This window comes from Nocardiopsis sp. LDBS1602 (assembly GCF_035818715.1).
GTDB lineage: Bacteria > Actinomycetota > Actinomycetes > Streptosporangiales > Streptosporangiaceae > Nocardiopsis > Nocardiopsis alba.
In genome coordinates this window covers 358,427-376,611 of record NZ_JAYLVW010000003.1, presented here as the reverse complement: position 1 = coordinate 376,611, position 18,185 = coordinate 358,427, and the positions used below count along the sequence as shown (strand labels likewise).

12 protein-coding genes and 1 riboswitch are annotated in these 18,185 nt (G+C 69.9%); of the genes, 2 read left to right on the top strand and 10 right to left on the bottom strand.

Going from position 1 to position 18,185, the window contains the following annotated elements; translation table 11 throughout:
* Positions 1 to 67: 67 nt before the first annotated feature.
* From U9J66_RS13630 to putP, 4 genes are all read right to left on the bottom strand, one after another.
* Positions 68 to 1,429, bottom strand: coding sequence for an acyltransferase family protein (locus tag U9J66_RS13630; RefSeq protein ID WP_442789853.1), 1,362 nt, complete (start codon positions 1,427 to 1,429; stop codon positions 68 to 70).
* Between the two features lie 561 nt (positions 1,430 to 1,990).
* Positions 1,991 to 2,821, bottom strand: coding sequence for an ammonia-dependent NAD(+) synthetase (nadE, locus tag U9J66_RS13625; RefSeq protein WP_017534421.1), 831 nt, complete (start codon positions 2,819 to 2,821; stop codon positions 1,991 to 1,993).
* A gap of 108 nt (positions 2,822 to 2,929) precedes the next feature.
* Positions 2,930 to 3,514, bottom strand: a complete 585-nt coding sequence (locus U9J66_RS13620) for a putative glycolipid-binding domain-containing protein (RefSeq protein ID WP_026124985.1) — start codon at positions 3,512 to 3,514, stop codon at positions 2,930 to 2,932.
* A gap of 123 nt (positions 3,515 to 3,637) precedes the next feature.
* Entirely contained in the window at positions 3,638 to 5,212 is a 1,575-nt protein-coding gene (gene putP, locus U9J66_RS13615; protein ID WP_326337856.1) for a sodium/proline symporter PutP, read from the bottom strand.
* A 395-nt stretch (positions 5,213 to 5,607) separates the two neighbouring features.
* Between putP and U9J66_RS13610 the strand changes: the two genes are divergently transcribed.
* Complete coding sequence (locus U9J66_RS13610; RefSeq protein ID WP_014912394.1) at positions 5,608 to 5,787, top strand: hypothetical protein; 180 nt, start codon at positions 5,608 to 5,610, stop codon at positions 5,785 to 5,787.
* Positions 5,788 to 5,874: 87 nt separating this feature from the next.
* Here the strand turns inward: U9J66_RS13610 and U9J66_RS13605 are convergent, their stop codons facing one another.
* The 6 genes from U9J66_RS13605 to U9J66_RS13580 form a co-directional block, all read right to left on the bottom strand.
* On the bottom strand, positions 5,875 to 7,095 hold the full coding sequence (locus tag U9J66_RS13605) for an acyl-CoA dehydrogenase family protein (protein ID WP_326337855.1): 1,221 nt from the start codon (positions 7,093 to 7,095) through the stop codon (positions 5,875 to 5,877).
* Between the two features lie 268 nt (positions 7,096 to 7,363).
* Positions 7,364 to 8,440: a ribonucleotide-diphosphate reductase subunit beta gene (locus U9J66_RS13600; protein ID WP_014908832.1), complete on the bottom strand. Its 1,077-nt coding sequence runs from the start codon at positions 8,438 to 8,440 to the stop codon at positions 7,364 to 7,366.
* Positions 8,441 to 8,544: 104 nt separating this feature from the next.
* Positions 8,545 to 11,085, bottom strand: coding sequence for a ribonucleoside-diphosphate reductase subunit alpha (locus U9J66_RS13595; protein WP_326337854.1), 2,541 nt, complete (start codon positions 11,083 to 11,085; stop codon positions 8,545 to 8,547).
* A 144-nt stretch (positions 11,086 to 11,229) separates the two neighbouring features.
* Positions 11,230 to 11,429: riboswitch (cobalamin riboswitch) on the bottom strand.
* Between the two features lie 319 nt (positions 11,430 to 11,748).
* Positions 11,749 to 12,321 carry a hypothetical protein gene (locus U9J66_RS13590; protein ID WP_014908700.1) on the bottom strand — a complete coding sequence of 191 codons (573 nt, stop codon included), beginning with the start codon at positions 12,319 to 12,321 and terminating at the stop codon, positions 11,749 to 11,751.
* 26 nt (positions 12,322 to 12,347) lie between these two features.
* Entirely contained in the window at positions 12,348 to 14,048 is a 1,701-nt protein-coding gene (locus tag U9J66_RS13585) for an NYN domain-containing protein (RefSeq protein WP_017534417.1), read from the bottom strand.
* A 187-nt stretch (positions 14,049 to 14,235) separates the two neighbouring features.
* Positions 14,236 to 17,145 (bottom strand): sigma-70 family RNA polymerase sigma factor, encoded by a 2,910-nt coding sequence (locus U9J66_RS13580; RefSeq protein ID WP_326337853.1) that lies wholly within the window; start codon positions 17,143 to 17,145, stop codon positions 14,236 to 14,238.
* A gap of 230 nt (positions 17,146 to 17,375) precedes the next feature.
* Here U9J66_RS13580 and U9J66_RS13575 point away from each other — a divergent pair, with 230 nt between their 5' ends.
* On the top strand, positions 17,376 to 18,137 hold the full coding sequence (locus tag U9J66_RS13575) for a hypothetical protein (protein ID WP_017534416.1): 762 nt from the start codon (positions 17,376 to 17,378) through the stop codon (positions 18,135 to 18,137).
* The last annotated feature ends 48 nt before the right edge of the window (positions 18,138 to 18,185 follow it).

The window sequence follows — 18,185 nt, the reverse complement described above, 5'->3', positions numbered from 1 at the left end:
GCCGTCCGCAACGCCACTCGACGTTGGGACGAAACTGAACAAAAGGTGACCTTCGCTTGACCCGGGATCACACTCCGAGCGGAACCCGGGCCCGTCGCCGAGGCGCCGCCGTCAGCAGCAGACCCACCACGATGGCCGACAGACCGAACACCGGCGCGGAACCGAAGCCGAGCCCGGTCACCGTCAGGGTCAGCAGTCCCCCGCCGAGCAGCGCGGCCGCGATCAGCACCCTCGGCAGACCCGGGTCCCCGCTGAGCACCCGAGGCGGTTCCTCGAAGCGCACGGCCCAGTGGGCCAGCGGAAGGATCAGGGGCACCAGGACCACCAGTCCCAGCACTCCCCACAGCAGCCACAGGCCGGTCATCGGCTCAGGGGTATCGATACCCAGTCCGAACACCACCACACCGGCGACCACGCTGATCGGCAGCATGTGCCACAGGTACACCGTCATCAACTGAGGACACACACGGTCCAGCATCCGGGCCGGTCCGGGACGATTCGACCAGGCGACGATCAGGTCGCGGAGCAGCACCGCCACCCCGATCTGCACCGCGCCCAGAGCCGCGAGGACCAGGGTCGGCGGGGCCACGTTCGAGGTCTCGGCCGCGAACACCCCGGTCATGTTCAACGAGTAGGGGCCGAACGCGGCCAGGGCCAGAGCGGCCACGGCCCCGGTCGCCGCCAGACCGAGCGCGTGCGGGCGCCCGATCGCACCCGTCACGTAACGGAGACCCAACTGGTGCACGCCCAGCCAGACGAAGGCGATGTTCAGGTAGCCGAACCACTCCACACCGAAGTTGAAGCGGACCGTGTCCACGACCACGGCCCCCGCGAGCAGCGCCGCCGGAACCCACCAACCGAACCGTTCCTGCGCGGCGACCAACAGCGGGGTCGCCATGACCACCAGCACGTACACCGCCAGGAACCACAGCACCATGCCCGCCGCGCCCGCGCCGACCAGGACCGGCTGGGCCGGGGCGCCGCCCAGGACCGCCAGGTGACAGGCGAGGATCCACACCACCGCCAGGGGCACGACCGGCCAGGCCAGCCGGCGCAACCGCTTGGCCCACCAGATCCGGGCCGGAACCCCCCGCTTCGAGGCCGCCCGCCAACTGATCAGATTGGCCGCGCCGCCCACGAAGAAGATCAACGGCATGACCTGGGAGATCCAGGTCAACGCGAACCCGCCGTCGGAGCTGAGCACACTGCCCGCGGCCAGTTCGCCCTGGGTCTGCACGCTCAACACCGGCAACCACCAGTGCTGGACGACCACCAGGGCCATGACGAACAGGCGGAGCACGTCGAGGAAACGGTCCCGGGCGGGCTTCGAGTGGGCGGCGGGCTCCACGGCCGGGGCCGCGGAGGAGGTGGGCGGCCGGTCTCCCACGGGGTCGACGGTCACGGTCATCGGCGGTCGCTCCTTGGTCATCCCGAGAGCGAACGGCCGCGCGAGGGCGCCTTCGGTCACTCCGAACGGGAACAGAAGTGTCGACACGTCCCCGTGTTCCCCGGGGATCGGGACCACGAGTGGCAATCGATGACGCGTCGTCGATCATGACCCTAGGCGTGACGGCCGTTCGGCCGCGATGGCGCAGGATCCCCTCCCGAAGGGTGGCCGGCCCACCTTGGTGGGGTAGTGCCGGCACCACCATCTACTCGGAGGGGCGAGTGACGGGAGGGCTTGGTGTGCAAGGTACCGGATGCGGTACTCCCCCCGGGACCGGGAAGCCGGCACACCCGGCCTCCTACACCGGCCACGGGGGGTTGCCCGTTCGGGCGCCGGCGGGGTTCTGGAGGTGCCGCAGGTGGGGTCGCGAGGAACGAGTGACCACACCGTAGGTGCCGAAGGTTCCCGCCTCCCCTGGCGCCCGAACACGGCCCGAAGCGCCGGCGGAGGGCCAAAGCAAACACTTTCGGACCCCGACCACAGCAGGGAGTAACCCGCACCCGCCATCCCACCTCAACCCCCCGGGGGGGGCACCCGAACCGCTCAGGGCGCGGTGGGCAGGGCCCGCTTGTGGGCGGTGACGCGGTAGCGGTCGATGAGCGCTCGGGCGACCTCGTCGTCGACGGGGCGACCCTCCAGGAAGGCGTCGATCTGGTCGTAGGTGACGCCGAGCGCCTCCTCGTCCGGCTTCTGGGGGCTGAGCGTCTCCAGATCGGCGGTGGGCACCTTGTTCACCAGGTCGTCCGGGGCGCCCAGGGTGGCGGCGACGGCCCGCACCCTGCCCTTGGTGAGGCCGCTCAACGGGATGACGTCCACGCCTCCGTCGCCGTACTTGGTGAAGAAGCCGGTGATCGCCTCGGCGGCGTGGTCGGTGCCGACCACCAGCCCGCGGAACCCGCCGGAGACCGCGTATTGGGCGATCATCCGCTGGCGGGCCTTGACGTTGCCGATGACGAAGTCCTCGGCGGCGTGGTCGGTGTAGGTCATGCCGCCCTCGGTCAGGGCGGCCGCCATGGCGTCGGTGGCGGGGCGCACGTCGACGGTCAGGCACCGGTCGGGGGCGACGAAGTCGACGGAGCGGGCGGCGTCCTCCTCGTCCTTCTGTGTCCCGTAGGGCAGGCGCATGGCCACGAACTCGGCCTCGTATCCGGCCTCGCGGGCCCGGTCGACGGCCAGGCGGCACAGGCGTCCCGCCGTGAGCGAGTCGACGCCGCCGCTGATGCCCAGGACCAGGGCACGGGACCGGGAGGCGACGAGCTGATCGGTGAGGAAGGAGACGCGACGCTCGATCTCCGCGGCGACGTCGAAGTCGGCGGTCACACCGAGGTCGCGGATGATCTCATCGCGGGCCCGGCTCTGTTCGGTGTCGCTCACGTGCGCTCCCTCTGTGTACTGCGTGTGCCCCTCCGATTATCGCCTGCCCTGGTCGGTGGGGTGCTACGGCCGTGTGAACTCTACGCTCCCGCCCCGCCGTCGTCCCGCTCAGGGGTCGGGGCTCCAGCGTCGGACGAAACGTTCGTAGTCGACCACCACCCCGTCCCCGTCGACGGAGATCCGGTACTCGCCGTGGAGGGGGTCGCGGTAGGTGTACAGCTCCAGCCCGTTCTCGGCGTGATGGCGGGTGTAGCGCTGACGGACCCGGCGGATCCGCAATGAGGGGATGTCGATCCACACCACCGCGATATCGCGGTGTTCGCCGGGGCGAAGGCCCAGGCGGCGGATGGGGAGGGTGTTGGTGAGGGGGGTGGCGGCGATGTCGACGTCGAGGCAGCCGACCAGCTCTCTCAGTTCGCCGCCCTTCCCGTCGCTCCAGTGGCCGCCCTGGGCTTGGAGGGTGACCGTCTCGGTGCCCGCCGCGGACAGCACCTCGGCGTGGACCCGTGTGGTCGCCCAGGCCAGGTCGGTCCACACGGTGAAGCGGGTGAGGAAGCGTTCCTCCCGTGCGAAGACGGTCTCCCCCGCCTCCAGCCGGAAACCGTCCGGTTCGGGAAGGAGCGTGCCGATCCCCATCCCTTCCGGAACGTCCGTGCGGGCCCACGCTGTCGGGTGTTGCGGCGGTGACGACATGTCACCGTTCTACCGCTACGGGGCATGCGGGCGCCAGAACGCCTTCCGGGCCCGTGCGTTGACACGCACGGGCCCGGAAGGCGTTGAGCGGCGGGGAGAGGGACTTTCTCCCCACCGACGGGGTCAGACGGCGGCGGTGGGCTTCTCGTCGTGTCCACCGGACTTGAGCTCGGCCTCGACACGGTCGAAGTCGGCCTCCATCTGCTCGCTGACCTTGCCCAGGCCGTTGAAGAGCAGGATGGACAGGAAGCTCAGGGCGACCGCCGGGACCATCGCGTACAGGCCGGTGCCGAGGTAGGCGCTGTCGAGGATGTCCCAGAGGATGGCGGACGAGCCGCCGACGATCATGCCGGCGAGAGCGCCCGCCCAGGTCATGCGCTTCCAGAAGAGGGCGAGCAGCAGGACCGGACCGAAGCCCGCGCCGAAACCGGCCCAGGCGTAGCCGACCAGGTCCATGACCGAGCTGTTGCCGTACAGCGCGACGAGGGCCGCGATGACGGCGACGGCGACGACGGTGCCGCGGCTGATCCACAGCAGCGAGCGGGGCGACGCCTTCTCATCGACGAAGGCCTTGTAGCCGTCCTCGGTGAGCGCGGAGGCCGCGACCAGGAGCTGGGAGTCGGCGGTGCTCATCACGGCGGCGAGGATCGCCGCCAGCAGGACGCCCGCGACCAACGGGTTGGTCAGGGACGCGATGAGGCTGGGGAAGACCTGCTCGGGGTCGCCGAGCGGGGTGTCGAAGTAGGCGATGCCGATGAAGCCGACCAGGACCGCGAGGATCATGGCGCTGACCGCCCAGGCGACGCTGATACCGGCGGCCTTGGGGATGTCCTTCACGGAACGGATGCCCATGTAGCGGGCGAGGATGTGCGGCTGACCGAAGTAGCCGAAGCCCCAGGCCAGGCCGGAGACGATGACGACCGCGCCGAGGGTCTCGGTGGTGAGCCAGGCACCGGTGTCGGCGTCGAGGGAGGTACCGCCGAACGCCGACATCAGCCCTTCGGCCTTGTCGGACACACCATCGGTGAGGCCGCCGAAGCCACCGAGCACGCTGATCGCCATGATGGGCACCACGAGCAGCGCGATCCACATCATCACCGCCTGCACCACATCGGTGTAGGAGACGGCGAGGAACCCGCCGAGCACGGTGTAGAGCACCACGATGGCCACGCCGATGGCGATGGCCGGCGCCGGGTCGAGTCCGAAGACCATGTCGAAGAGCGAGGCCATCGCCACGAGGCCGGAGGCCACGTAGAAGAAGTAGAAGACGATGATGAGGATCGCGGACACGGCGCGCAGCAGGCGCGTGCGGTCGTTGAAACGGTTCTCCAGGAAGGAGGACAGGGTGAGGGAGTCGGATTCGGCTCCGGTGCGGGAGTCGGTGACACGCTCGGTGTAGACGCGCAGGCGCGGGGCGATGATGAGCCAGCTGCCCGCGAAGCCGGAGGCCAGACCGACGGCGATCCAGGCCTCTCCCAGACCCGACACGTAGATGGCGCCGGGAAGCCCCAGCAACAGCCAACCGCTGAAGTCGCTGGCGTTGGCGCTCAGACCGCTCACCCAGCTGTTGAGGCTACGACCGCCGAGTACGAAGTCGGCCTGCGAGACGGTGCGCTTGTAGACCCAGAGCCCGATACCGACCATGCCGGCGAGATATACGCCGAAGATCACGATCGACCCGATCGAGGAGTCTTCCACCCGTCACTCTCCCTTCCCTGACAAGCGCATTCCTGACTCAACGCGCTCTTTACGAACTTTGACCGCGATCATGGAGCCTTGTAGCACCGGACACAATGCCTTGTGTGCGGAACAACATCTGTTCGAGACCCCACCGAGTCATTGACCAGGCATGATTGTTCGGATGGCCAGCGCCTTACACTCCTCTTTGTCGTATCGGACATAAGAGGAGCGGATCGTGACGAGGCGTACGCTCCGCGACAGATCGCGTTCTCGCGCCGGACACCTCCACCGCGCACCCGCCACGCTCCCCGGAACACCCGGCTCCGGACGGCGACGAGAGGGAGCCGAGGATCGATCCACCGCGACGATCCGTACGAGTAGTGGGAAGAGCCCGAGCGGGCTACCGTGGCCGCATGGACGCACAACCCGCCGCCATCCGCGCCCGCAGCATCGGCCCCTCGGGGATCTGCCCCCGGGGCGAGCACGACTGGAAGCCCTCCGCCCCCGGCTCGGCCCGCCACCTGTGCACGAAGTGCAATTCGATGATGACCCGCAACTACGAACCCGAGGTCGCCGAACCCGCCGCGGACTGACGGCGTTCGTCGCCCGGCCGATCCACACGGGCACGGCGGAGACGTGTACGCCCCTCCCGGCTCCGCCGCCCCGTTCCTCCCTCGGCCCTACGCCACGAGCGGTGCCGCCACGGGCCCCGACTCGGAGACGGCCACCCGATCCGCGAGTCGCTCGGACCACTGGCCCCGGTCCACGCCCAACGCCGCCTCGCCCAGCCTGAGCAGCTGCACGTCCGAGGTGCCCGCCGGGGCGAAGATGTGGTGGGCGTCGCGCAGATAGCGCTCGATCGGACGATCCGTGTACAACCCGCGGGCCGCGTGGATCTCCATGGCGTTGCGCGCCGTGTCCAAGGCGTACTCGACGTTGACGAGTTTGGCGTTGATCAGCTCGTGGTCACAGGCCGCGCCCCGGTCAAGCAGGGACACCGCGTGGTACAGCGACAGCGTCGCCATCATCAGTCGGGACTGCATCTGCCCCAGTTTCAACTTCACCGAGGGCACCTCGCACAAGGGCCTGCCGTAGCGGTGCTGTTCGGAGGCGTAGGCGCAGGTCTCCTCCACCAGGGCCCGATGGATGCCCAAGGCCACCGCGGCCAGGTTGGCCCTGCCGTACAGCACGCTGGACGAGTAGGCCACCGCCAGCCCGTCCCCCTCCTCCCCGAGCATGTTGGCGGCGGGGACACGGCAGTCCTCGAAGATCAACTCCCCGAAGCTGAACCCGTGCAACCCCATCGTGCCCTCGTGCGGGCCCAGGGAGAAGCCGGGCCGATCCGACTCGACCAGGAACGCGGACAACCCCCGCGACCCCTCCCCGGTCCGGACCACCACACCGTGCAGATCGCCGACGTGGCTGTTGCCCACGAAGACCTTCCGCCCGTTGAGCACGTAGTCGTCACCATCGCGAACGGCGCCGCCGGTCATCCCCAGGACGTGCCCGCCGGAGCCGTACTCGGTCACCGCGATCGTGGGCAGACACCGCCCCGCCGCGACCCTCGGCAGCCAGGCCGCGCGCTGGGCCGCGTTCCCGAAGTGCACGATCTTGGCCACCCCCAACTGGGAGGCCTGGACCATCGCGCCCATCGCCCCGCTGACACGGGACATCTCCTCGATGATGATCGTCTTGGCCAGATGCCCCGCGCCCATACCGCCGTAGGCCGGGTCCACGGTCACACCGATCCACCCCTGCTCCGCGATGAGCCGGGACAGTTCGTGGTCCACATGGCGGCGCCGCTCCATCTCGGGGATGCGGGGGGCCACCTCGTGCTCGGCGAACTCACGTACTTCAGCACGCAGTCGCCGGTGCCGCTCGTCTCCGAAAACGTGATCCATTGCGGGTTCTCCCTCGGTATGGGGGGACTACCTGGTCGCACCCTGGTCCGATGCCTTCGGAGGGGATTCGTTCACGCTCTGGCCTGCCCCGGCCATGACCTGGCCGGAAGCGGTCGGCACCCCGATATCCATGCGACGGAGGAGTCGGGGGTGGCCGAACGCGAAAGAGGCCCGGGGCGCGCGCCGCCCCGGGCCCCGGCAAGGGAGAGAAGGAGGAAGAGGATCCGTCCTACGGATCACGGCGGAGGCGCCGAACGCCCCCGAAAGGTCAGTCCCAGTCCAGACCGCCACCGGTCTGGTACTCGATCACCCTCGTCTCGAAGAAGTTCTTCTCCTTCTGGAGGTCCATCATCTCCGACATCCACGGGAACGGGTTCTCCGTCTCACCGAAGATCGGGGCCAGACCGATCTGCTCGGCGCGGCGGTCGGTGATGAAGCGCATGTACTGCTCGCACAGGTCGGCGTTGAGCCCCAGGACCCCGCGCGGCATGGTCTCGCGGCCGTAGGCCACCTCCAGCTCGCAGGCCTCCGTCAGCATCCGCCGGACCTCCGCCTGGAACTCCTCGCTCCACAGATGCGGGTTCTCGATCTTGATCTGGTTGATCACGTCGATGCCGAAGTTCAGGTGGATCGACTCGTCGCGCAGGATGTACTGGTACTGCTCGGCGATACCGACCATCTTGTTGCGACGACCCAGCGACAGGATCTGCGCGAAGCCGGTGTAGAACCACATGCCCTCGAAGATCACGTAGAACGCGACCAGGTCCCGGAGGAAGGCCTGGTCGGCCTCGGGCGTGCCGGTGCTGAAGTCCGGGTCCTCCAGGTTCTGGGTGTACTTGAGGGCCCAGGCGTCCTTCGCCGTGATCGAGGGGACCTCCCGGTACATGTTGAACAGCTCGCCCTCGTCCAGGCCGAGGCTCTCGCAGATGTACTGGAAGGTGTGGGTGTGCACGGCCTCCTCGAAGGCCTGACGCAGCAGGTACTGGCGGCACTCGGGGTTGGTGAGCTGACGGTAGACGGCCAGGACGATGTTGTTCGCGACCAGCGACTCCGCCGTCGCGAAGAAACCGAGGTTGCGCTTGAGCATGAGCCGCTCGTCCTCGGTCAGCCCGTCCTTGGACTTCCACAGGGCGATGTCCGCCTGCATGGCCACCTCGGTGGGCATCCAGTGGTTGTTGCAGCCGGCGAGGTACTTCTCCCACGCCCAGGTGTACTTGAGGGGAAGAAGCTGGTTGACGTCCGCGCGGGCGTTGATCATCGCCTTGTCGTCGACGTTCACACGGGCGGCGTCGCGCTCGATCTCGCCGAGGCCGGTCGTGTCGTTGTTCTCGGAAACCGTGGTCATGCTCGGTACTGGTCCGTTCTCCGGTCGAGCCGGGTCTTCTCTGCGGGGGCGGAGTGCGAGGAAGGAGGGGCGTCCGCGTCCGCGCGCGGACGCCCCCGACCGGATTACTGGCAGGCCTCGCACTCGGGGTCGTCGATGGAGCACGCCTGGTCCTCGACGATCTCGAACTCCTCCTCGGCCGCCGTGGGCTCGGCCACCGGCACCGGGGCGGGACTCGGAGAGGGAGCGGGCGCGGGGGCCGGAGCGGGCGCCGGGGTCGCCGACACCGCGTTCAGCCGGCCGTCGGTGCCCTTGAGCGTGCTCTTCTCCACGTGCGTGGCGCTCTGCGCGCGCAGGTAGTACGTGGTCTTGAGCCCCGAACGCCAGGCCTTCCTGTACAGGGCGTCCAGCTTCCTGCCGCTGGGGGCCGCCATGTACAGGTTCAGCGACTGGGCCTGGTCGATCCACTTCTGACGACGCGAACCGGCCTCCACCAGCCAGGACGGGTCGACCTCGAACGAGGTGGCGTACAGGTCCTTCAGGTCGTCCGGCACCCGGTCGATCTCCCCCAGGCTGCCGTCGTGACGCTTCAGCTCCGCGACCATCTCCTCGTCCCACAGGCCGCGCTCCTTGAGGTCGCGGACCAGGTGGTCGTTGACCACGGTGAAGTCGCCGGACATGTTCGACTTGACGTACAGGTTCCGGTAGACCGGCTCGATCGACTGGTTGACGCCCGTGATGTTGGCGATGGTCGCGGTGGGGGCGATCGCCATGACGTTGGAGTTGCGCATCCCCGTGGTGCGCACCCGCTCGCGCAGCGAGTCCCAGTCCAGCGTCTCACCGCGGTCCATGTCCAGGTCGCCGCCGCGGGCCTCGGCCAGCAGCCGCAACGAGTCGATCGGCAGAACGCCGCGGCTCCACAGGGAGCCCTCGAAGGTCTCGTAGGAACCGCGCTCGGCGGCCAGCTCCATGGACGCCTCGATCGCGTAGTAGCCGATCAGCTCCATGCTCTCGTCGGCGAAGCTCACCGCACCTTCGGAACCGTAGGGCGTGCGGAGCTCGAACAGGGCGTCCTGGAACCCCATGAGCCCCAGCCCGACGGGACGGTGACGCATGTTCGCGCGTCGGGCCTCGGGGATCGTGTAGAAGTTCACGTCGATGACGTTGTCGAGCATGCGCACGGCGGTGCGGACGGTACGGCGCAGCCGCTCGACGTCGATGCCCTCGGCGCTCACGTGGCGGGCCAGGTTGACCGAGCCGAGGTTGCAGACCGCGACCTCGTCCTTGTCGGTGTTCAGCGTGATCTCGGTGCACAGGTTGGAGGAGTGCACCACACCGACGTGCTGCTGCGGCGAACGCAGGTTGGACGGGTCCTTGAAGGTGATCCAGGGGTGGCCGGTCTCGAACAGCATGGTGAGCATGCGACGCCACAGGTCGACGGCGGGCAGCGTCCGGTGGACCTTGATCCGCCCGGCCCGCGCCTCGGCCTCGTAGCGCTCGTAGGCCTCGACGAACTCCAGACCGTACTTGTCGTGGAGGTCGGGGACCTCGTCCGGGGAGAACAGGGTCCAGCTCCCCTGCTCCTCCACACGCTTCATGAACAGGTCCGGAACCCAGTTCGCGGTGTTCATGTCGTGGGTGCGGCGGCGCTCGTCGCCGGTGTTCTTGCGAAGGTCGAGGAACTCCTCGATGTCGATGTGCCAGGTCTCCAGGTAGGCACAGACCGCGCCCTTGCGCTTCCCGCCCTGATTGACCGCGACGGCGGTGTCGTTGGCGATCTTCAGGAAGGGGACGACGCCCTGGCTCTTGCCGTTGGTGCCCTTGATGTGGGAGCCCAGGCCGCGGACCGGGGTCCAGTCGTTGCCCAGACCGCCCGAGTACTTCGACAGCATCGCGTTGTTGCCGATGCCGTGGAAGATCTCCTGGAGGTCGTCACCGATCGTGGTGAGGAAGCAGGAGGAGAGCTGCGCGCGGACCGTGCCCGCGTTGAACAGGGTGGGTGTGGAGGCCATGAAGTCGAACGAGGACAGCAGCTCGTAGAACTCGATCGCGCGGGCCTCACGGTCGTCCTCGTTGAGTGCCAGGCCCATGGCGACGCGCATGAAGAAGGCCTGCGGCAGCTCGTAGCGGACGTCGTCGCTGTGCAGGAAGTAGCGGTCGTAGAGGGTCTGGAGGCCCAGGAAGGTGAACTGCTCGTCGCGATCGGCGTGCAGGGCCCGCCCCAGCACGTCCAGGTCGAACCCGGCCAGGGCGGGGTCGAGCTGGCCGAGCTCGACACCCCGGCGCACGTAGGCCGCCAGGTAGCCGGCGTAGCGGTCGCCCATCTCGGTCTGCCCGGCGGTCTCGTGGGCGTCGAAGACGAAGCTCAGCGCCTCGGTGCGGAGCTTGTCGAGCAGCAGACGCGCGGCCACGTAGGAGTAGTCCGGGTCGACCTCGACGAAGCTGCGGGCGGCCATGACCAGGGCGAGCTCGACCTCGGAGTCGGCGATGCCGGGGTAGAAGCCGCGCCGCGCCTCGTCGAGGACCTTCTCCGCCGAAACACCGGTGAGACCCGCGCAGGCCTCGGCCACCACGTGTTCGATCCGGTCGATGGCGGTGCCAGGGCCACCCTCGTGGGTCTGCGTGGGCCGAACGGATACGGGCGCGGCCTCGACGTCAAGGGTCATAAAGCGGCTCCAACCTCGGTAGAAGAGTCCCCGGGGGCACACGAGTGAGCACGCGGCACGCAGCAGTGGAGGTGTACGTCGAACCTGTACGGTCCACCGGTGGGTCGCGGCGGCTCTCCCTCGAAGCCCCGTCGTCGTACGCACCTGAGGTGCGTGCGGGTGGCAGGTCTTCGGACTCGTGGGCTTCCTACTCCACCGTCGCTTCCCAGGGCCTGAACGGCTCCCAGTGCCTATGACGGCTTTCGTTCCCACTCACCGCTGCGGGGCAGTCCCGGATTCGCACCGGGTTCCCTCTTGCCTCACCCGCCCCGGAGGGCCGGTGAACCACCAGCGGGAGCGATACTACATCTAGGGGATGGTGGGTTGGTACACCGCAAGATGATGGCGTGTCGCGGGTTCTTCGGACGTATCGACCGTGGCCGGATCCCGCCGCCGAACATGGTATGAGGGGGGCGAGACGGCCCCGCCCGGGGCCGCTCTCACCCGGCGGGATCGATGCTCCCACAGGGCGCGGGGCGGTCGGGACCACGCCCGAGAACCCGCCGCAGGCCCCCTCCTCCCCCTCGCGTCGCTCGGGGCGGGGAAGGAAAGCTCACACGAAGCCGGCCGCCTCCGGTCGCGGGCCCGGGGTCGTCGACGCTCCGGGCCGCGGATCGGCCGGGTTCACACCTCGTCGAGGATGAGGTCCAGGTCGTCCTCGGGCCTGCCGAGGTCGGATCGGATACGGAACCGGATTCTCAGCAGTTCGAGGAAGAGGTCCTCGACGTAGGGGCTCCGCGAGCATCCGGCGTGGAAGCGCGCGCCCGCGGTGGCCCAGCGTTCGGCCCCCTCCAGGTCGTCGTGCGCGTACAGCGCCTCGGCGACGTGGATGAGGGTGGGCAGCCCGGCGGGACCACCCGACTCCAGGCGTTCCAGGTGGTACTCGGCCTGGCGGCGTTCGTCCAGTTGCAGGAGGGCGCCCGCGCTCAGGGCGTGCGGGTCGATCACGGTGACGCCGCCGTCGTCGATCGCCCGCTGGTAGGCCGAGCAGGCACGCTCGAACTCTTGGGCGATCTCCCACTGTTCGCCCGCGCGCACGAACAGTTCGGCGCGGCCGACCTCGCTTCCCGCGTCGACCCGGTTGGCCAGGTCCAGTAGTTGGGCGGCGATCCGACCGTGCTCACCCGACCGGACGGCGTGGAATTCCAACCGGTCGAGTTCTGCCGTCGTCACGTGGGTCAACCGCATCGCCCCCATCCCCTACTCGCACTCCCGCGCGCCGATCAGGTCCTGGCACGCTCCAGGGCCTGCCAGAACCCTTGGCGCAGTCCGTCACGGACCTCGTCGCGCAACAGGTGGTCGATCGGGAGCGAGGAGCCCTGAAGCAGGCGGGCCTCCAGGTCGGAGGGCATTCGTGGCCGTCTGGCCAGAACCGCCTCCACCCATAGGGCCGGAGCCTCGCGTGCGATCGACTCCGCGAAGTCGTTCCCTTCCCTGTGCGCGACATGCACCGCTTCATCAACGGTATGCGGGGCGGGGCCCGTCTGCTGGGCATATCCAGGACTGGGGGCGGATTCCTGGTGTCCCCTGGGGCCGAATCGGTCGTCGTACTCGGGACCAGTAGGCCGCCGCTCCCCGAAACGGGGGTCGGCGCCACCGCGGCGTGCGGCGTCAGCTTCCGTACTGGTCCCATAGGTAGGGTTTGGGTCCGACCCACCTCCGAAACCCTGGTCCTCGCCGGGGCCGCCCCCGTATCTGGGGTCGGGTGCGGGTGGGGTTCTGCGGGGCGGAGGTCCCTGGGGGGCGTCGGTGGCGAAGGAGACCTGCGGGCCCGTTCCGGGGTCGAAGGCGGCCTGGGGGCCGGTACCTCCGAAGGCCGGTTGGGGTCCGGTGCCACCACCGAACCCGGGCTGGGGTCCGGTGCTGTCGTAGCCGGCAGGGCCCGTACCGAGGCCGGGGGCCGTGCCGTTCGGGGGCGCCGAGGGAAGGCCGTAGCCGTTCGGTTCGGCGCCGCGCATCGACTGGTGGGCGCCGGTGCTCGGGGGCGGGTAGGGGGTCTGGCCGTTCTGGCCCGCGGGGGAGCCCGGGTAGGCGGCGGCGCCGTTGACCGGCTGTCCCCCGGTGGGGAAGCCGTTGGCGTCGATGCCCCCGGAGGCCCTGTTCTCTCCGCCGGAGCCGGCCAGGTGGTCGCCGCGTTGCTGGGCGAGGGAGCGTCGCATGGCGCGCAGTTGCTCCATGGCGCTGCCCTGGGGGACGGACTGTCCGCCGGTGCCGGCGAACATGGCCTCCAGTCCGCCGGTGGAGGTGTCGGCGGGCTGTTCGGGCTGGGCGCGACGCCCTCGTTCCGCGGAGCGGGGGCGGGCGGGCGCCTGCTCGGGGACCGGTGTGGCGCGCCCGTTGGCGAAGGGGGTGGTCGTCTTGGCGGCGTTCTCCTGGGTGGATCCGCCGCCGGAGAGCAGTTCGACGTGGGGGCGCAGGTGGCCCGCGCCGATCTCGATGAGGTCGTCGCACTCCTGGCGCAGGGACCGGGAGATGGTCCAGTTGCCCTCCACCGAGATGTGCACGACGGTGACGCGCACGCCCATCTCCTGGACGTCGGCGACCACCGGGGCCATGTCCTCGTCCCCGCTGACCAGGACCGCGTCGCACAGGACACCGGTCCGGGCGAGTGTGGTCAGGTCGCGTTGGACGTAGCTCTCCACGCCCTCGCGGCGCCCCGGGCGGATCCGGGCGGCTCTGAACTTGATGCCGGGGATGTCGGCGATGCCGTCCTGTTCCTGGGTCCTCCGGTCGTCGGCGATCGCCTCGTACCAGTAGCAGCGCAGGAGCGGCAGCCCCGTGCGGTCTCGCGCGACCTCGTTGAGGAACTGGACGAGACCGGAATAGTCCCAGGCGACGGAATCCCGGTTACGGGTTCCGTGTACGGCCATCGCGCCGTCGGCGAGAAGGTATCCCGCGTCGACGAACAACGCGCAACGGTCCACGTGACACCGCCCCCTTCCCTGTCGATCTCTGGGGCCATATCCATGACCGGGGCACAGCCTAGCCAAATCCGTCTGGTTTTGCGTTCCGCCTGTGAATACCCACGGTTATGGTCTTGCTACTCAACGGCGATTCCCCTGGATGTCCGTGGTTTTCCGAGCGCTGTGAACAGCGCCTCGATAACCGGGATCAGGTGCGCATAGGGGCCGCGAGTGCGATGACCCCCACCAGTAGCGCGTCCTGTTCGGAGAGGATTCGGATTTCCGATTCCCTGCCGAGCACCGCGTCGAATCGCGTCACGTCGGTACCGAAGGTCATCGGATCCCCGTCCGCTCCACGCGCGGAACCCACGAAGGCGTTGTCGACGGTTCCCGGCCCTTCGGAAGGGGCGTGGGGGACACCGTCGATCAGGACACGGTCGCCGCCCAATTCGGCGTCCCCTTCCCAGGCGACCACGTCGACCCCGGTCCGGACCGCCGTCGGGAGCAGCCCCGAGACCGGGAAGGCCGCTCCGTTCGAGTCCTGGAAGACCGCCGAGGTCTCGTCCAGGACCATCGCCTGCTGGTACCCCTCCACGGCGGGGTCCTCCAGGACCAGGACCAGGCTCCAGCCCGCGTAGACGCCGCGCCCCTCTTGGGCGGGGACGTCGGCGACCCACCACTGCCCGCCGCCGGAGGCGCGCACCAGGTCGGTGACGTCGGCGAACGACTGGTAGGCCGAGTAGGCGGGCAGGTCGGCGGAGCGGGTCTCGGTGGCGGTGACGGTGGTGTAGGCGGCCATGCCCGGCCCCTTCACCCGCGCGGTCGGCACGCCCGGGTCCCCCGAGGCGGAGAAGTACAGCCCGGCCCAGCGGACCGAACCGCCCTCGGGAAGGGACCAGGTGGCGGAGCTGGAGGAGGTGGTCGTGGGGTCCTGGTCGCGGTCGAGCGGGGCCATCACCCAATTGTCGTTGTCGATGCCCTCCCCGGAGCGGGCGCGGGCCTGGGCGCAGTCGCCCTCCTCGTGCTCCTCCGGTTCGTCCTCGTCGTCCTCGTCCCGGTGGTCTTCGCCCGGGTCGGTGGGTTCGACGGTCTCCCCGGGAAGCTCGGGGGGGTCGGGTGTCAGGGGAGGTCCGGTCGGAGCGGGGTCCTCGTCCTCGGGGGACGGCGCCTCCGGGGTCGGGTATCCGGGCGGTCCGTCGGGTGTGCCTTCCTCGCCTCCGCCGAGCAGGTCGTCGAGGGCCTCGCCCGCGTCCTCGGGAGAGACGTGGTCGGCGGGGGCCCGCCCGAGGTCGGCGTCCTCCTGTTCGGGGAGCGGGAGGGTGGGCCCGGGGTCCTCCGTCGGGGCGGGAGGGGTCGGCCCGGGAAGGGCCTCGGGGGTCTCCGGGATCCCGGGGGTGCCCCACCAGGGCCACGGCCAGGTGGGCTTTTTCGACTCCTCGGGTTCGGTACAGGTCATGAGGGAGTTGCCGACGGCCTCCGTGCGTACCTGCCCCGCCGTGGCGTACCGGGCGGGGATCCCTTCGGAGGTGACCCCGCGTTCGCCGGTGGCCCGATGGCTCACGTTCCCAGAGGAGATCACGACCCCGGCGGGCACGTCCACGTCGGCGTCGGGGGCCACCCGAACGTCGAGGAAGTGGGTGCTGCTCTCTCCCGCGGCCATGCCCGAACGCACGCATTCACCGCCGCCGCTCCCGGCCGAACAGCCCCAGTCACCGTTACCGGAGGCCATCGGGACCGCGTTGCCGGCTCCGCCGGAGGAGATCATCTCCACTCCGGGAGGGAGGGTGATCTGGGCGAGGACGTCCTCGGCCGTGTCCTGCCCGGTGTTGAGCACGTCGAGGACCATGATCCCCTCGCTGCCCGGCACGAGCGACCCGACCGGGTCGATGCCCACGGCGAACTCGGGCAGCGGTTCCTCGGGGGCCGGTTCGGGTTCGGGCTCCTCGGGGGCGGGCGGCGGGGGCGGCGGGTCCTCCTGGGGGTCCTCCGGTGCCGGGGCGTCCGGTTCCTGGGGCGCGGGCGGGTCCGGGACCTCCTCCGGGGGAACGTCGGCGGGCGGGGCCGGTACCGGAGCGGGCTCGTCCGGCGTGGCGGGCGGCGGGTCGTCGGGGGTGTCCTGGGCCGGGGGCGACGGGTCCTCGGCGGGGGCGTCGATCGGCGGTGCCGCGGCCGGGGACGGCTCCTCGGGGATCGGTGTGTCCCCGCCGACCAGGGCGAAGGCGACGGCGACCGCCATACCGGCGGCCGCCGCGGCTCCGGCCGTGGCCTGCTGCCCTCTTCGGGACATCCGATTCCACCAGGCGCCGCCGGCCGTCGCGCCGGGGACGGAGGCCAGGTAGCCCGTGGCGCCGAAGCCGACCACCAGGGGCAGCATGACCCCGCGCAGTCCGACGTTGACGTCCATCAGCTCCGCGTACACCTCACGGCACTCGCCGCAGTCGTCCATGTGCCGGTCGACCTTGGTGGTGTCGCGTTTGGACAGACCTCCGCGCACGTAGGCGCCCAGAAGGCCGATGGTGGGACGGCAGGCCTCCGCGGTCCCACTGCCCGCCAGGTGCATCTGGAGGTAGGCCTGGCGCAGCCCCTCTCGGGCGCGGTAGGCCAGGGCCGCCACCCCGTTGGGGTTCATGCCGAGGATGGTCGCCGCCTCGGCGGGTTTGACCCCTTCGATCTCGGTGTGCCACAGGACCGACTGCCAACGTTCGGGCAGGGAGAGGAAGGCGCGCGCGATCAGCGAACGTTCCAGCCCCTCCAGTGCCGGGTCGACGAAGGGCTCTCCGGCGTCGAAGCTCTCCATGTCGTCCGTGACGACCTGGCGCTTCTCGCCTCTCCCCCGGTCGTAGGCGGCGTTGCGCACCGCCGTGAGCAGGTAGGGGCGGAAGGCGTCGGTGGGCCCTCCCCCTCGCTGTATGACGCTGAGCACCTTGGTGAACGCCTCGGCGACGGCGTCCTCGACCTCGGCCTCGCCTCTCAGGAGCTGTCTGGCCAGCCCTCGGGCCGCTCCGGCGTGACGCTCGTAGAGGGTTCCGAAGGCCGCGTTGTCACCGGCTTTGACCTGTCGGATGATCTCGGCGTCCCCGAGAAGCGTCTCTGTGTACTCCCCATCGGCGTCGGTCACCCCGCGGCGCCCTTTCAACTCTTGGGCCGCCCCCGCCACACGCCGGAACCGGGTTCGGGGGGCGGGGGTTATCGGCGTCCGAAAACACGTGCTCGAAAAAATATCCCGTATCCGCGTCATGGGCGCCACCGATCTCCGTGATTAGGGGTGAGGGCGAACGGAGACGGCCCGTCGCGGGGGCGCGGGCCGACTTCGTTCACCTGGGAGAACGACGACCGGGAGCGGAAGCAATGGGCGAGACCGAGGTGGGTTCCGGAGCGCGGGACCGAATGCTCCATCGTGCCCGGGAGCTGCGTGCGCCGTGGAGACGTCGATCACGTGAGGTGGGTTGGGGCCGGTTCGAGGACTGGTGGACGCCTTCGGTGGACGCCCTGTGCACGGCTCATGTGGCCGGTGACGACCTGTCCGGTCCCTGCGCCCGTCTCGGAGAGGCGCGGGCCCGGGCAGGGTTCGGTATCGGTCCGTCCTTGGAGGATCTCGACGCCTTCGCCCGGGCCGTCGGCTGGGAGCAGGTGCCGCTCCCCCTGGCCCGTTCGCTGGCGGAGGGCTGGGAGCGGGGCGGCCGTAGCCGGGGCGACTGTCAGGACCCGTTGACCGGTCTGGCCAACAGCGAATACCTGCGCACCCGGGTGGGGGAGCTCTATCGGGGTGTCGAGGACGGGGTCCCGGCCGCGTTCGGGCACCACCTGGTCGTGGTGGCCCTGGACCCGGCGCTCGACCCCTGGCGGCGGACGGCACGGCTGATCGTGCTCGGCCACGAACTACGTCGTTTCTTCACCCGTGGAGAGTCGGTGTGCCTGGTCAATCGGGCGCGGATCGCGGTGATCGCCACCGAGGACCCGGACGCGAACGGCTCCCTGACCCGGTTGAGGGACGAGGTCTGCTGGGAGCACGGGGCCGCGGTGTGGTCGGCTCCGCTCCCCTCGTCCCACCGTGAGGCCTCGGCTCTGCTCGACTCCCTGGACGGCGGGGGTGACCGCGCCGACGTATGACCTTCCGACCGCCGTTCGGCGCGTGAGGGCCCTCCTCGAGGGGGAGGC

Excerpts from the sequence above, each read along its gene's own strand:
- U9J66_RS13605 (WP_326337855.1), bottom strand. The coding sequence starts at position 7,095 with ATGGATCACGTTTTCGGAGACGAGCGGCACCGGCGACTGCGTGCTGAA.
- U9J66_RS13620 (WP_026124985.1), bottom strand. The coding sequence starts at position 3,514 with ATGTCGTCACCGCCGCAACACCCGACAGCGTGGGCCCGCACGGACGTT.
- U9J66_RS13595 (WP_326337854.1), bottom strand. The coding sequence starts at position 11,085 with ATGACCCTTGACGTCGAGGCCGCGCCCGTATCCGTTCGGCCCACGCAG.
- U9J66_RS13590 (WP_014908700.1), bottom strand. The coding sequence starts at position 12,321 with ATGGGGGCGATGCGGTTGACCCACGTGACGACGGCAGAACTCGACCGG.
- U9J66_RS13575 (WP_017534416.1), top strand. The coding sequence starts at position 17,376 with ATGGGCGAGACCGAGGTGGGTTCCGGAGCGCGGGACCGAATGCTCCAT.
- U9J66_RS13630 (WP_442789853.1), bottom strand. The coding sequence starts at position 1,429 with ATGACCAAGGAGCGACCGCCGATGACCGTGACCGTCGACCCCGTGGGA.
- U9J66_RS13600 (WP_014908832.1), bottom strand. The coding sequence starts at position 8,440 with ATGACCACGGTTTCCGAGAACAACGACACGACCGGCCTCGGCGAGATC.
- U9J66_RS13610 (WP_014912394.1), top strand. The coding sequence starts at position 5,608 with ATGGACGCACAACCCGCCGCCATCCGCGCCCGCAGCATCGGCCCCTCG.